Here is a 14,032-nt window from a genome sequence, read left to right as displayed (position 1 = left end):
CCCCAGTCTGCGTTGCAGCCAGCCCCCCTCAAGGGGAGCGCAACAGCTTTTAGTCCTCCCCTCTAAGGGGGGGCGTTGCGAAAGCAACGGGGGGGTTCACCTTCCAACTCCAACCGCAAAAGGCACAGGCTCCGGCTTGTGCCTCTTTTCATGCCTGCACACTGCCTCCCCGTTGTGCCGCTCCGCTGATACGAGATGAAATTGAATCCTTGACATAAGGCGGGTTCGCGGCGCACACGCCCCCTCACCCCGCTGTTTCACAGCGCCCCTCTCCCACGAGTGGAGAGGGCAAAAACCCATGTTCGGGACGCTTTTCAATCTCGCATGAGCCGCTTGGCCGATAGGTTCCCCGTGCGCTGGGCGCTAGCATGGCTCCCATGATTCTTTCCCCCATTCACTTTGACCTGACCTATTGCTGGGGGTGCCACACATGGAAGGGCTGATGCTGGCGCGGGTGCTGCGCGAGCTTGCGCCCAACTTGCCGCTGAGGACGCTGGGCTGGGCTTTTCCCGATGAAACGACGGCGGCCCTGCTGCTGGAAGGCGTGGGAAATCTGGTGCTGTCTTACCGCCCGCCGCAGCCCGTGGTGTTTATCAGCAAAGAACGCTTGCGCGGCGATCCCCGCAACGGCTTTCAACGTTTTCTGGCGAACCGAGTACGCGGCGACTTGTTGGGCGCAGAGCAACTGAAGCTAGACCGCGTGCTGGTGCTGCATTTTGCGGGCGAAACGGGCTTTGTGGATCAAGTCGCCAGCCGCCTGCTGTTTGAAGTCACGGGCCGCAATGCCAACCTGCTGGTGCTGGACGCCATGCCGGAAGACGGCCAGCCGTTTGAGGGCAGAATTGTGCTGGCGGCCCGCGAGATTACCAACAGCCGCAACCGCTTCCGCACGGTACGCACTGGAGGCACGTATACGCCGCCGCCGCCGTACCAAAAACTCGATCCGCGTGCCCTGTCGCCCGAAGACGCCGCCAGCCTTGCTAGCGTGCCCATCGGTAAATGGCGTGACCGGATAGATGGATTGGGCTTGCTGCTGGGCGCAGAATTGGCCCGCCGCGCCGGGTTGCCGCTGGATCAGGCTCCCGGCGAACAGGAGTTGGCAGCAGCGTTGGCAGCGCTGGCTTCTATCGTGGCCGATCCCACCGTCAGCGAGGGCGTGATGCAGGATGGCGCACGCGAGGCGGCACGCAGCGACAAGGCGGCGGCTCTCCGCAAAGTGCTGCGTGAGCCGCTAGACAAGCGCGTGACCCTGCTGACCCACCAACTGGCCGACGTGACCCGCGCCGAAGCCGGGCTGGACGTGGCCGCCCAAGACCGCACCGAGGCCGACCTGCTGATGGCCTATGCCCATACCGTCCCGACAGGTACCGCCAGCGCCCTCCTGCCCGCCTTCGACGGCAGCGGGGAAGTGCCGGTGGCCCTTGAACCTCAACTGAGTGCCGTGCAGAACGCCGAAAAACGATATACCCGTGCCCGCCGCCGCGAGGATGTGTACGAACGCTTGGCCGAACGCGAACCCACCTTACGGGCGGAACTGGACGCCGCCACAGAGCGTGTGGCCCAACTGGACGGCGCGTCGCTGGAAGAGTTGGAAGCCCTGAGTGCCACCCTGCACAGCGAGAAACCCGAACGCAGCCCGTATGGTTCGCGCTACACCACCCCCAGCGGTATAGAAGTCCTGATTGGCCGCAACAACAAAGAAAACGCCGCCCTGACACACCGCCTAGGCCGCAGCATGGATTTCTGGTTTCACGTGCAGGGCTATCCCGGCAGCCATGTGCTGGTCAGAAGTGGCGGGCGCGAACTGGATTTGCCCGACATTCTGTACGCGGCCCGCCTCGCCGCCGCACATAGCAAGGCACGCGGCGGCGGGAATGTGGCTGTGGATTATACCCGCATCAAGTACGTGTGGCGGCCCAAGGGTGCGCCCGCCGGACAGGTGCATTACACCGATCAGAAAACGGTGTGGGTGGAAGGCACGATGCCGGAAGTGGGGTAGCTCAAACCCGTCACACCGGAAAAGTCAACGTAAACTCCGCACCGCCCCCCGGATGATTCCGGGCTTCTATCTGTCCGCCCTGCGCTTCAGTGAGGGCGCGGGCAATAGCGAGGCCGAGGCCGCTGCTGGCGCGGCCCTGCGGATCGCGGGTACGGCTGGCATCGGCGCGGTAAAAACGCTCGAAAGCCCGCGAAAGGTCGTCGGGGCGGAAGCCGGGGCCATGATCGCGGATGGTCAGGCGGGTGAGTTGCCTGTCCTGCACGGCGCTCAGGATGACTGAACCGGGCGCGGCGTAACGCAGGGCGTTGTCCAGAATGTTGCGTAACGTTTGGGTCAGGCGGTCAGGATCGGCCAACAGGGGCGCGGGGCGTGGGGCCACCACCTCCAGCGTTATGCCCGCGCCCGCCGCCCGAACCGCGTAAGCGTCGGCCAGTGCGTGCAGCATGTGGCCCCCGTCCAGCGCCACGGGTTTCAGGCTCAGCGCCCCACTTTCGGCCAAAGACAGCAGGCGCAGGTCAGTCACCAACCTCGCCAGCAACAAGACTTCGCTGTGGAGGCGGGTCAGGGCGGCGGCGTCGGTGGGCTGCACGCCGTCTTGCATGGCCTCTATTTCGGAGCGCAGGACGGCCAGTGGAGTCCGCAAATCGTGCGCGACATCGGCAATCAGGCCGCGCCGCCATGCTTCTTGGCGGGCGAGGCTGGTGGTCAGGTCATTAAACGCCGCCGTCAGGTCATGCAGTTCGTCTTGGCGGCGCGGCACAGGCAATTGCAAGTCCCGTTCTCCCGCCTGAAGCCGCTGTGCGCCCACCACCAGTCTGCCCAGTGGCCGGGTCAATTGCCGGGTCATGAAGGCGGCCACGATCACTGCCAGCAGCGCACTTAAAAACGCAGACCTGACCGCACTGCGCGTAATTTCGGCGGAAGCCTCACGAACGAGTTCCCGGCGCTGGGCCAGCGCAGAAGCCTCTGCGTCGGTCAGGCCGGTTGCTCCGGTGGTTGGGTCAACTTCGGGCCATGACCACTGAAATCCGATGGGATCGCCGCCCTGATCTGCCGACATCAGGCCCAGTTCCGGGTTCAATTTGGCAATGACTTGAAAGGCCGCGTCCACGGTGGCGAAGGTAGTCAGCACGACGGCCAGCACCGCTACTAGCGCAAAGCTGCGCGTCAGGCGGGCACGCAGGCCGCTGCGGCTGCGGCTGCGTTTTTTGGCGTGACCTTTCTTTAAGCTCTGCTTCTCTAAGGTGCGCGAAGACTTCCGAATCGAGCGACTCTGCATCTTGGCCCACTCTGGCCCGCGTGTCTCCGTGTCCTGCTCGTCCTCCCGCTTCATCCTGCTCCTATCCCTCAGCCCTTAGCCGGTAGCCGACGCCGCGCACGGTGTCTAGCAAGCCTTCGCGCTCCCCAAGTTTGCGCCGCAGATTCTTGACGTGGGCATCTACGGCCCGCTCATCGGTGCCCCGGTCTAGGCCGCCCAGCGCTGCCAGCAGTTCGGTGCGCGACCTGACCACGCCGGGTTCCCGCGCCAACGCGGCCAGCAGGCGCACTTCTGCCACCGTGACTTCCAGCGGCGTGCCGTCCAGCCGGACTTCAAAAGCCGCCGTGTCTACACTGAGGGGGCCAGCGTGCAGCAACGTGGGCACGTCTACGCCGCCCCCGGCCCGCCGCAGCACCGCCCGAACCCGCGCCACCACTTCACGCGGGCTGTACGGCTTGACCACGTAATCGTCGGCACCAATCCCCAGCCCCACCAGCCGGTCTACTTCTTCATCCCGCGCCGTGAGCATAATAATGGGCAGATTCGATTCGGCTCGCACCCGCCGCGCCACTTCTAGACCGTCCATTCCCGGCAGCATCAAGTCAAGCAGCATCAGGGCAGGCCGCGCCGAGCGCCACAGTTCCAGCGCACGCGGCCCCGTCGCCGCCCGTTCAGTATGAAAGCCTTCCCGCCGCAAATATTCCTCCAAAATGTCGGCCAGCCGCACTTCATCTTCGACAATCAATATGGTGCTGGACATGGGGCGGCTCCTTTGCGGCGTGTGAGGGCAGTGTACTTGGGGGCGGTCTAAGGGTCTAAGGGTCAAGGGACTAAGAAGGGCAATTGCCGGCGCTCGTTGAATCCCCTCAGCCTAGCGGGGCCAAGAGTCACGGGGTTCTTAGACCCCTTAGACCCTCGCCCCTTAGACCTGTTGCGCTCCGTCTACTTGCCCCGCCCGTAATCCTCAGATCAGCTTATCTGCATCTGCTTTGGCGTCAGCAGGCTTGTCTGTTGCCTTGTCTGCCGCGCCGCCCTCGCCCATCAGGGTTTTGGTGAGGCTCTGGTACTCGTCGGCGTTGATTTCGCCCTTGGCGTAGCGTTCGCGGGCAATACTCAGTGCGCCGTCGCTAAAAAACTTCTGCTTGCCGCGCCGGAAGTTCTCGCGCCATTCGTCGGCCATCTCGGATTTGTCCATATCGGGCTTGCCCCAGTCTGCTCCGGCAAGGGCTTGCTGTGGGCCACCCATGCCCATTCCATTTCTGCCCATGCGGTGCCGCCACATTTGGCGCTTGCGGCGGGCTTTGGCAAATAAGAAAATGCCTAGGCCGAGCAGAGCAAAGAACCCGAAGCCGGGGCCGTCGCGGTCTTGATATTGCTGGTAAGCCTGCGGGCCGTAGCCGTAGGGCACGCCTTGAATAGGGGCGTAGGTCTGGGCGGGCTGTGCGGTAACTTGTGCGGGCGTAGCGTTGTTGATGATGACGTCCATGTGGGTTGCTCCTGAGCGCCTGAGCGCGTCCTTCTGTGTGGTGCGTGGGGCCTGTCCCCTTGCGTACAGAGAAGGTACGGCTGAGCGCGTGAACGGCAGGCGGAGCGAATGTGAATGTGGTGTGAATTGGGCGGCAGCGTCGGAAGGTGAACCCCCAGTCTGCTTCGCAGCTAGCCCCCCTCGAAGGGGAGCGCAACAGCTTGTGTCCTCCCCTCTAAGGGGGGGCGTTGCGCTAGCAACGGGGGGGTCTACACGCATCGCCAATTAAAAAAGAGCCAGAGCGCCTCAACGCTCCAGCCCTTCCAGCACAACTCTTTTAGCGAATGGTCTTGGCCCAGTCCAGCATCGCGGCAGAGGCGGCGGCGGCCTTTTCGAAGGTGGCGGCGTGGCCTGCACCGGGAATCAGTACCAACTTGCTGCCCACGATGCCTTTTTGCATTTTCATGGCAAGCTCGATAGGCGTCACGTTGTCTTCTACCCCAAACACCAACAGCGTGGGCACGCCGATGGTAGGCAAAATGGGGTTGGCGTCGGGGCGGGCGGCCAGAGCGTTGGCCCCGCCGATGGCTCCGTTCAGGCTGGCTTGCTTGATCAGACCGCCCAAAAACTCCACTTGATTGGGCATTTCCATGCGGCTTTTGCCAGTCAGCATGCGGGGCATCAGCGTGGGCACAAGGCTAGACACGCCCATCATTTGCGCTTGTTGGGCGGTGCCGCGCCAGTTGGCAGCCTCGGCAGGGCCAGCAGCGTCGGCAGTGGTGTCAATAAAAATCAGGCCCCTAAAGCGGTCTGGAGCCTGCTTGTACATTTGCAGTAGGGTCATGCCGCCCATGCTCATGCCGCCCACAATCGCCTTGTCAATCTTCACGGCGTCCATAAAAGCAAGCATGGTGGTGGCGTAATTTTCGATGCTGGCGGTTCGGCTGGTGGTGGTGCTGCCGCCGAATCCGGGCAGATCAACCGTAATCACACGGAAGTTTTTGGCGAGTGCGGCGCGGTTATTCTTGAACAGTTCGCCGCTAAGAGGATAACCGTGAATCAGAATCAGGGGTTGACCGCTGCCCGTGGCTTTGTAGAAGACTTTCGCGCCGTTCACGTTCACGGTGCCTTTGTCGGCAATGGCCTGCGCTCCGGCGGGGGCAGCGAGGGCAAGGGCGGTTGTAAGAGCCAGCATTGTTTTGATGTTCCGGTTCATGGTGAGTACCTCCGTGTGTATGGCTGCACTCTAGAACCGCTTTTGGCTCCGGCCTTCAAGCTTCAAGAAAGCCTGTTGCCCTCCTGAATGGCCGCTTCACATCGTCTCAAGCCAAGCTCAAGCTGCCCCGTGGGTTATTCGATGTCAAATGAATTAGTCGAATCTGTTGGCAAACTGGCCCAATACGCCTGCAAATCGGCAGCCAGTGGAATATCGGCGCTGAACTGCGCTCCATCCCAAGGAAAGGCGATGCGGGCGGCGTGTAAGGCTTGTCGGGCCAGCCCCAGCCGTGCCGTCAGCTCTGGCGTCTGACCCGTCTCCATAAACTCCAAAAAGGCGTCTGGATCGCGGCCATAAATCTTGTCGCCCACCATTGGCAGGCCCAGATGCGACAGGTGCGCCCGAATTTGGTGCAGCCGCCCGGAACGCGGATAAGCTTCGATCAGGCTGTGGCCGCCGCGCTGTCCCACTACCCGGAAGTCGGTGATGGCGGGCCGTCCATCGGGGATCACTGCCTGCCGAATCACGATCTTGTTGCGGCCTCCCAAACCCAATTCGCCCAGCGGGGCGTCTAGCGTGCGCCGCGTCCAATCCGGCGTGCCGTGCACGATGGCAAGGTAGGTTTTGCCCACCAGATGCGTTTTGAACAGCGTAAAAAACTTGCGAGCAGCGTCGGTATCGCGGGTCAGCAGTTGTGCCCCGCTGGTTTCCCGGTCAAGGCGGTGCGGCGGTGCCAGAATGCTTTCTCCGGTGGCGGCCTGCATATAGGTCAGCACGTCCGGCACTTCTACCCGCGCCCGCACCGCATGCGTCAGCCACAGCGCGGGCTTGTGTACCACGTAAAAATCAGGATGCTCCACGACGATGCGGGGCTTTTCGGTAGGGGTGAGCAGGGGGGCGGTCATACTTCCCAGACGCTTTGATAAGAACGCCCCACCAGACGCGCCGACAGGTCTACGGCCCGATCTACCGTGCGGGCCAGCCGCGTTGCCAGCCACTCGCCGGGCACGCCGTCTGCGGCCCACTCCGCGCCTGTGGCATACACGAAATGCGGGTTCACCACGCACTTAAAGTCCACCATCATCCCAAAGGCAAAGGCTCCGTGACTGAGGTAGCCGTGCGCCAATCCGCCCGACACCAGAAATGTGACCGGTTTGTCGAACCACGCGCCATGCAGCGCCCTCGTTTCGTCGGTGCTGCCCGTCAGCTCTACCAATGATTTGACCCCCGCCCCAATCCCCCAGTTGTACACGGGCACGCCCAGCAGCACGCCATCGGCCCCCGCAATAGCCGCGTGATACAGCGCCGCGTTAGGATGCGCGTAACAACTGGCATTGTCGAACATTGGTAAGGGCGTTTCACGCAAATCAAGCTGCGTCACCGCATGGCCCGCCGCCCGAAGCTGCGCCGCTGCGTGCCCGATCATCCAAGCACTGCGGCTGTCGGGGTCGAGGCTGGTGGAAATCAGCGTGAAGTTCAGCGGGCGAGACGGGGGGCAAGACGGGACGGGCATCAGAGGCAGGGTAGCAGGGGGAGGCGGCGGCGTATGCGCGGTGGGAAGGTCTGAGGGTTTAAGGGTCGAAGGTGTTAGGGCGGGGTCGGTTGCTGGGCGCTGAGGGCAAGAGCTACAGTTTGGGGCTTTTTGCTCCCTCACCCTTGAGGGGGGAGGCTGGGACTCGCAGAGCTGCGAAGCAGAGGGGGTGAATGAGCAACGCGATTACCCTTCCCTAGACCCTTAGACGCCCCTCCTCTGCATCAGCGCCATCCGCTTACACCGTGCCACCACTTCGCCCCGCTGATTCATGGCCCGGTGCTCCACCGTCACGATTCCGGCGTCGGGACGGCTGCCACTGGCCCTCGCTTCCAGTACTTCCGATTCGGCGTGAATGGTGTCGCCGTGAAACACCGGGCGCGGAAACACCACATCGGTGAGGCCCAAATTGGCGATCAGCGTGCCGAGCGTCAACTCATGCACGCTGAGGCCCACCAGCAGGCTCAGCGTCAGCAAGCTGTTGACGAGAGGCCGTCCGAATTCCGTGCCCGCCGCGTACTCGTGATCCAAGTGGAGCGGCTGCGGATTCATCGTCAGCGTCGTGAAAAACACATTGTCGGCTTCGGTAATCGTGCGCGTGACGCGGTGACGAATCAGGGTGCCGGGGGTCAGTTCCTCGAAATATCGGCCTTGAGGACGGTTCAGGTCTTCATTCATGGTGGCCTGATTGTGCCCCAACTTCCGCTTGAGGAGATTCAGCTTCCGCCTGTGCGATTAAAGCCCGCGCTTTTGCCAGCATCGGTTCATCCACCATTTGGCCCTCAAAGGCCATGACGCCTCGTCCAGCTTCGGCAGCGGTGTGGGCAGCGTCTAGCAGGCGGCGGGCGCGGGCGGTGTCGGCTGAGGTGGGGCCAAAAGTGCTGTGACATAAGGCCACCTGCGCCGGATGAATGCACAGTTTGCCCGCGTAGCCCAGCGCCCTGCCTTGCGCGGCGTCCACCAGAAAGGCCGCGTCATCATTCAGGCGCGTGACCACGATATCCAGCGCCGGAACGCCTGCCACCCGCGCCGCCAGTGCCACCCGTGATCGGGCATACAACACCTCTAAATTGGGCGTTCCAGACGGCTCCGACAGCCTTGTGCCGCCTAAGTCAGTGGTGTAATCCTCTGCCCCAAAGTAGGCCCACGCCACCGCAGGCACCGCCATGATGTCGTGCGCGTGCCACACACCCAAAGCGGTTTCCAGTCCCGCCATCATGGGCAGGCTTAGCCCGTATTCGGCCAACGCCGTCGCCACCGCCACCGCATCGGCCCCCGATTCCAGCTTGGGCACCACCACGCCTGCCAGTTCGGGCGTCAGGGCGTGCAGGTCATCGGCAAAATAGGGCGAGTGGGGCGCGTTGATCCTCACGAACACATTCAGCTTGGGATGGGCCGCTACCAAATCCCGCGCTGCATCCCGCACCATAATTCGCGCTTCGGCTTTGGCTTCCGGTGTGTTTGGCACGGCGTCTTCTAGATCAAGCACCACCGCGTCGGGGTTGCTGCGGGGCAATTTCGCCATCAGCTCCGCACGGTTGCCGGGGGCAAACAGCACGCTGCGTGGGCGGGTCAGGGCCGGATTCATAGAGTCTCTGAGGCGAAGGAACGAACGTTCGTTGGGGAGGACATGGCAGCCAGTGTAAAGCGGCAGCACTCAAGCCGCGTACATTCGATGTTGTCTCTAAAGTAGTACACATACCTTCGCGCTCAGACTCCTAAGCTCAGGACATGTGGAATCCGCAGCAGTACCTTCAGTTTCAGCAGGAGCGGGATCGGCCCTTTTTTGACTTGCTGGCGCAGGTGCAGGGGCAGCCAAAAACGGTGGCCGACTTGGGTTGCGGCACGGGCCACCTCACCGCTGCTTTGGCGGAACGCTGGCCGGGGGCAGATGTGGTGGGTCTCGACAGCAGCCCGGAGATGCTGAGCAAAGCCGCTGCCTACGCCACGAAGAATCTGACCTTCCAGCAGGCCGATCTGCGTGAGTGGCAGCCCGCCGCGCCACTGGATATGCTCTTCAGCAACGCCGCTCTGCAGTGGGTAGGCGATCACGCCCAGCTCATTCCGCGTTTGGCTGGACTTGTCGCGGCGGGCGGCACGTTCGCTTTTCAGGTTCCGGGCAACTTCGACGCCCCCAGCCATACCCTACTGGCCGAAGTCTTGGCCCGCCCGCGCTGGCACACGCTTCAGGCCGAAGCCCGCGATAAGGCCTCCTTGGGCGCGTTCGGCCCTGCCGAATACGTCGCGCTTCTGGCTCCGCTCGGCTTTTCGGTCAATGCGTGGGAGACCACCTATCTGCATCTGCTTCCCAGACCCGCAAACGGCGGAAATGCGGTGCTGGAATGGGTGAAAGGAACGGCGCTAAGGCCCGTGCTGGCACAGTTAAATGATTCAGATGCCGCTGAGTTTCTGGCCGAATACAGGGCAGAGTTGGCGCGGGCTTACCCTGCTCAGGCCTACGGCACGCCCTTTCCATTCCGGCGGGTCTTCGTGGTGGCGCAGCGTTCGGGACAGCCCTGATTTCAGGCCAGTACGTAAGCCGCGTCCCGCTTGCCCACACCGCGCCTGAGCAACAGGCCGTCTTGCACCAAACGCCGCAGCACCCGCCAAGATTGCTGGGGCGTCAGCGCACATGCGGCCCGGAGTTCTACATTTCGCACGCTGCCTTGCTCGCGGGCCAACGCCAAAGCTACCGCCCGCACTTCGGCAGCGGAAGGGCCGTCGCTTTGGGCGGGTTTTGGTATGCGGGCGGGGCGTTTGGCAGCGGGAGAATGGGGGAGAGGCTGGCTCTGGGATTCCGGTGGGTGGACGGGTACGGCTGGAGCCTCAGCTAAGACCTGAATTTCCTCTGCCTCTTGTGCAACGTCGCTTCCCATTGGCACTATTTCTGCTTGTGGCACGTATTGAACGGGCACAGTTTGAACCAACACAGGTTTACCCAGCGCGGCCCGCACCTCTGCACTCAGGGTATACGCGATGCCGCGCCCCACGCCCGCCCGCTCGATCAGGGCGTGTTCTTCCATGCCGCGCAGCAACCTCGGCGTGCGGTCTTCGGCCAGTTGCAGAGCGCGGGCCAGCGTTGCGCGGGTGGCCTCGCCTTCGCGGGCCAGCAGGCTCAGCACGATCAGCATGTCCAGCGACAGGGTTTGCATCTCTTCTTGCTTGCGGGCCACGAAGCGCACAAAATCGGCGTCGAAGCCGGGAGAATGCAGCGCAAGAGTTACGGCGTCGGGGTAAGTCGTGAACTCCGGCGGCTCTTTGCCATGCCGCAGCATCAGCCCGTACATCTTGTCTACGCCCACGCCTGCCCGCTCCACGAGGCCCAGTTTTGCCAGCACCTCGGCCAACAGAGGGTTACGGCGCTTCGGCTGATGCCGCAAAATGTTGCCCGGTGTAATCCCTCCCGGCAGCCCGCCCGGATTCATGATCTCCAGTCGGTCTGGGTAATGATGCACATGCACGGCGTCTCTGAGGGTGTAGTCGCGGTGCGTCAGGGCGTTCAGCAACGCCTCGCGGTACACCGACTCATCCTGATCCCAGACCTCTATTCGGAACAGGCCCACTTGCACAGGCGTAAAGCGGTTGCGGGCCTGAATCAGTTCGGCCAGCCGGGTCAGCAGCGCCGGAATGGGCCGCAGCAAATCTTCCCGAAACTGAAACTCTACGTCGGTGGTTGCATGGTGGTAAAAGCACACTTCGGCCTGAGGCATATGCGCCCGCAGCGCCGCCGGAGTGCCCGCCAGCAAGATTCCGGCCAGCGTAGGCCGCAGCGCTCCGCCGCTGGGAATCAGCAATCCCAGTTCCTGCAAAAAGTCCAGATCAGGCAGGTTGGAGGCGCTGCCCCGCCGTCCCAGCCCCCGCAGGCGGGCCACTTCTGCCGGGTCGAGGTCGGCCAAACTCGCGTCAGGAGGCACGGTGGCGGTGTAATCCTGATCGGCGACCGGCTCGGCCTCGGCAGGGGTAATCGGCACCAGATGCGCCCCGTCCCACGCAATTACAGCCCCATCGGGCGCGGCCAGCACATACGGCGCTTGGGGCACGAACACGGCCAGCACCCGCGCTCCACCCGGCAAGCGATGGTGCTGCACGTTCACCGTCAGCCTTCCGCCCGACAGTTCAAAAATCGCGTGCGTGACCATCAGTGGGTGCAGTTCGCCCGCATCCCGAACCGACTCCCCACCACTCAGCGCGTCCACGCCCACCAGCAGCGTGCCGCCCCGCGCATTGGCGAGGCCCACCGCATACCGCGCCAACTCCTGCGGCGTCACATTCAGCGGTAGGTGTACGCAGGACGGCCCCGGCGGGGGCAGCACTCCAAGCGGAGAAATGGCATTTCGGGCTTGCTCGGCCCCGCTGTCGGCAGTCACAAACGCAGAGTATACGCGGCGGCGGGGCACGGTGGACGACGTGGAAGTTGAGGCAGACGGTTAGCGCGTTCCATTCTCTGCATTCACGTCCTGCACCCAGTACCGCTCCACACGGCACCGATCCCCGCTCCTTCTGTCTACGCCGCCTCTGCTGACTTTCCTGCGGTCTGCGCCCAGCCACACCAACGCCACGCGCCTGCCCACGCCGTACAGCACCGCCGCCTGAGCAAATTCGCGGCCCAAGCGGATACCGTCGCGCAAGTTGGCGCCCGGCAAAATCAGGGCGGTTTCGCGCCATTGGCCGTCGCCATTCTGGGCCAACGTGGGCACCAATCCAGCGCGGCTCACGCGGGCCAATAAGCGTTGGTGGGCTTCGGCGTTGGCCCATTCCTCTTGGGGTTGCCCGTGCGGATTCCACGCGGTCACGATGACCCAAGAGCGCAGGCCCACCGCCCAATCTGGCCCCAACTCCTCCACATGTTCATCTTCGGGGCGGCGCTGCAATTCAGTGCCGAGGTGAAATCGGTGCCAGACCGGGCCGTAGGTGGTGGCTAAAAAGGCCGCTCTGAGCGCCTGATCTGGTTCGGGGGCAATAAATTTGATGGGCCGGAACTCCTCGCTCATTGCCGCGCTACGGTGGCGTTTACGTTCAGAATCTTCTGATCGCGGAACTTCAGCACCAAAATCAGTTTCTGACCCGGCTTGAACGAACCGCCCAGCGCCACCCGGTAGGCGGAATCGGCGTTCATCAGCACAGTTCCGCTGACCGGAATGGTATTCACGACCGTGCAGCGCGGCGTGCATTTCAGCAGTCGGCCCCGGCCCGCGCCGCTCCACACGCCCAGCAGTTCATCGGCGCGGGCCGAGGTGATCCGGCCTTCCAGCACCGCGCCCGCAAACGAAGGCCGCAGATTAAGTGTGGCATTGGGCAGTTGCAGCGCTAGGGCGGAGCCGAGCAACAACATCATCGTCAACAGGGTGGGTTTCATGCGTCTCCCTCGCTTGCCGGAGTGCTGTCCAGATTCGCTTCGTCTGCGGCCTCGTCTGCCGCGTCTTCTGGCAACTCGGACGTATCTATATCTACTTTCATAATTTCGCGCAGCACGCTGGTGGCAAAGCTGCCTTTGGGTAAAGTGAACGACACCGTAAATCCGTCGTCTTCTGCGGTCAGTCGTGGTTCTTGCAAAAATACCCGTGTCAGGCGGCGGTCTCCCCGGCGCGAGGCGAACACCCCCGGCGTGAGGTCAAACGCGGCCAACGCTTCAGCTTCCAGTTCTCCAGCGGCCAGTGTAAGCGGTTTCACCTTCTTGCCAAAAAGAGTTCCTGTGGCGCTCACTTCGCCTGCTTCGGCGCGGCCTTGCTCAGCGTCGGCGTCTTCCACCAAAAACACGCCGCCCGTGTCATGCTTTTTAGCCATATCGCCCGCAATCAGGGCCGTAAACAACCCGCGCTCCAGCCTCAAGCTCAGAAAGCGGTTGAAGACCATGCTCTGCACGCTGGTGGTCAGAAAACGGCGCACGCGGGGGTCTTTAATTTTGGATTCTCCGCGCAGCACCAGTAAGCCTTCCTCGGCGTTCAGGCCGCCCAGCCCAAAGCGTTGCGGGCCAAAATAATTGGGCACGCCCACCCGCGCCAACTGGCTGAGGGTAGCCTCGGCCTCGGCTGCCGTCCCTTCCGCGTCCCGCACCCGCACCACAAAGCGGTTGCCGTGCAGATGGCCCATCGCCAGTTTGTTGCCGTGCCGCGCCGTTTCCAGCACGCGCACGCCGTCCATCGCAAACGATTCCAGTCGCCGCTCCACTTTCCCCGGCAGGCTGATCCACTGCGAGGTTACGGCGTGGCGGTCTTTGAGTCCGGCCACCCCCACATCGCGGTCACGCACGCCCACATGGGCCGTCAGTTCGCGCAGCATATGCGACGTGGTGTGGCCCGTCTTTTCCAGCCTCACAAACAGATGCTCGCCCTCGCCCGAAGGCAGATAGGCGGGCACTTCATCTACACGGAAGTCTTCTGGCACGCGGCGGAGCGTCCCCCCCGTGCCTTGCCCTGCCGTAGAAGCAGCGAGCGCCGACCAGTCAAACACCAAACTCACGATAAGGCCACCATACGCGCCGTCCCGCGTACAGTTATGAGAACGGTGGGGGCAGCGCAGGCCCGCAGTGGGGGCTACCGTGTGATAAATCCCGGTTGGTACGC

General features: G+C 63.2%; 14 protein-coding genes. 2 read left to right on the top strand and 12 right to left on the bottom strand.

Features of this window, described 5'->3' with window-relative positions; all coding sequences use genetic code 11:
* Positions 1–430 precede the first annotated feature (430 nt).
* A complete protein-coding gene (locus E7T06_RS14770) occupies positions 431–1,999 on the top strand; it encodes an NFACT family protein (protein WP_136366541.1) in 1,569 nt (522 codons plus the stop codon).
* 10 nt (positions 2,000–2,009) lie between these two features.
* Here the strand turns inward: E7T06_RS14770 and E7T06_RS14765 are convergent, their stop codons facing one another.
* The 8 genes from E7T06_RS14765 to E7T06_RS14730 form a co-directional block, all read right to left on the bottom strand.
* On the bottom strand, positions 2,010–3,332 hold the full coding sequence (locus tag E7T06_RS14765; RefSeq protein ID WP_240741088.1) for an ATP-binding protein: 1,323 nt from the start codon (positions 3,330–3,332) through the stop codon (positions 2,010–2,012).
* A 7-nt stretch (positions 3,333–3,339) separates the two neighbouring features.
* A complete protein-coding gene (locus E7T06_RS14760) occupies positions 3,340–4,017 on the bottom strand; it encodes a response regulator (RefSeq protein ID WP_136366540.1) in 678 nt (225 codons plus the stop codon).
* A 204-nt stretch (positions 4,018–4,221) separates the two neighbouring features.
* Positions 4,222–4,743, bottom strand: a complete 522-nt coding sequence (locus E7T06_RS14755; RefSeq protein ID WP_136366539.1) for a hypothetical protein — start codon at positions 4,741–4,743, stop codon at positions 4,222–4,224.
* A 316-nt stretch (positions 4,744–5,059) separates the two neighbouring features.
* Positions 5,060–5,938, bottom strand: coding sequence for an alpha/beta hydrolase (locus E7T06_RS14750; RefSeq protein WP_136366538.1), 879 nt, complete (start codon positions 5,936–5,938; stop codon positions 5,060–5,062).
* A 134-nt stretch (positions 5,939–6,072) separates the two neighbouring features.
* Positions 6,073–6,843, bottom strand: coding sequence for an RluA family pseudouridine synthase (locus tag E7T06_RS14745; protein WP_136366537.1), 771 nt, complete (start codon positions 6,841–6,843; stop codon positions 6,073–6,075).
* A complete protein-coding gene (locus tag E7T06_RS14740; protein WP_136366536.1) occupies positions 6,840–7,451 on the bottom strand; it encodes an NADPH-dependent FMN reductase in 612 nt (203 codons plus the stop codon). The genes E7T06_RS14745 and E7T06_RS14740 overlap by 4 nt, the downstream gene beginning before the upstream one ends.
* Before the next feature lie 222 nt (positions 7,452–7,673).
* A complete protein-coding gene (locus E7T06_RS14735; protein WP_136366535.1) occupies positions 7,674–8,147 on the bottom strand; it encodes a MaoC family dehydratase in 474 nt (157 codons plus the stop codon).
* Positions 8,140–9,057 carry a CoA ester lyase gene (locus E7T06_RS14730; protein ID WP_136366534.1) on the bottom strand — a complete coding sequence of 306 codons (918 nt, stop codon included), beginning with the start codon at positions 9,055–9,057 and terminating at the stop codon, positions 8,140–8,142. Before E7T06_RS14730 ends, E7T06_RS14735 begins: the two co-directional genes overlap by 8 nt.
* A 143-nt stretch (positions 9,058–9,200) precedes the next feature.
* Here E7T06_RS14730 and E7T06_RS14725 point away from each other — a divergent pair, with 143 nt between their 5' ends.
* Positions 9,201–9,989: a methyltransferase domain-containing protein gene (locus E7T06_RS14725; RefSeq protein ID WP_136366533.1), complete on the top strand. Its 789-nt coding sequence runs from the start codon at positions 9,201–9,203 to the stop codon at positions 9,987–9,989.
* 2 nt (positions 9,990–9,991) lie between these two features.
* Here E7T06_RS14725 and E7T06_RS14720 read toward each other — a convergent pair whose 3' ends face one another.
* From E7T06_RS14720 to E7T06_RS14705, 4 genes are read right to left on the bottom strand one after another with little or no spacing between them, the layout of a single operon-like run.
* Entirely contained in the window at positions 9,992–11,836 is a 1,845-nt protein-coding gene (locus tag E7T06_RS14720; RefSeq protein WP_136366532.1) for a helix-turn-helix domain-containing protein, read from the bottom strand.
* Positions 11,837–11,896: 60 nt separating this feature from the next.
* The gene (locus E7T06_RS14715; RefSeq protein ID WP_136366531.1) at positions 11,897–12,460 is read right to left on the bottom strand and encodes a DUF3293 domain-containing protein; all 564 of its coding nucleotides are present in this window, start codon (positions 12,458–12,460) and stop codon (positions 11,897–11,899) included.
* Positions 12,457–12,825, bottom strand: coding sequence for a hypothetical protein (locus E7T06_RS14710; RefSeq protein WP_136366530.1), 369 nt, complete (start codon positions 12,823–12,825; stop codon positions 12,457–12,459). The genes E7T06_RS14715 and E7T06_RS14710 overlap by 4 nt, the downstream gene beginning before the upstream one ends.
* Positions 12,822–13,928: a tRNA pseudouridine(13) synthase TruD gene (locus E7T06_RS14705; protein ID WP_136366529.1), complete on the bottom strand. Its 1,107-nt coding sequence runs from the start codon at positions 13,926–13,928 to the stop codon at positions 12,822–12,824. Before E7T06_RS14705 ends, E7T06_RS14710 begins: the two co-directional genes overlap by 4 nt.
* Positions 13,929–14,032 lie beyond the last annotated feature (104 nt).

It is taken from the genome of Deinococcus sp. Arct2-2, assembly GCF_004801315.1.
In the GTDB taxonomy this organism is placed as follows: Bacteria; Deinococcota; Deinococci; order Deinococcales; family Deinococcaceae; genus Deinococcus.
The sequence above is the reverse complement of the archived record's forward strand: the minus strand, read 5'-3'. Positions and strand labels throughout refer to the sequence as shown.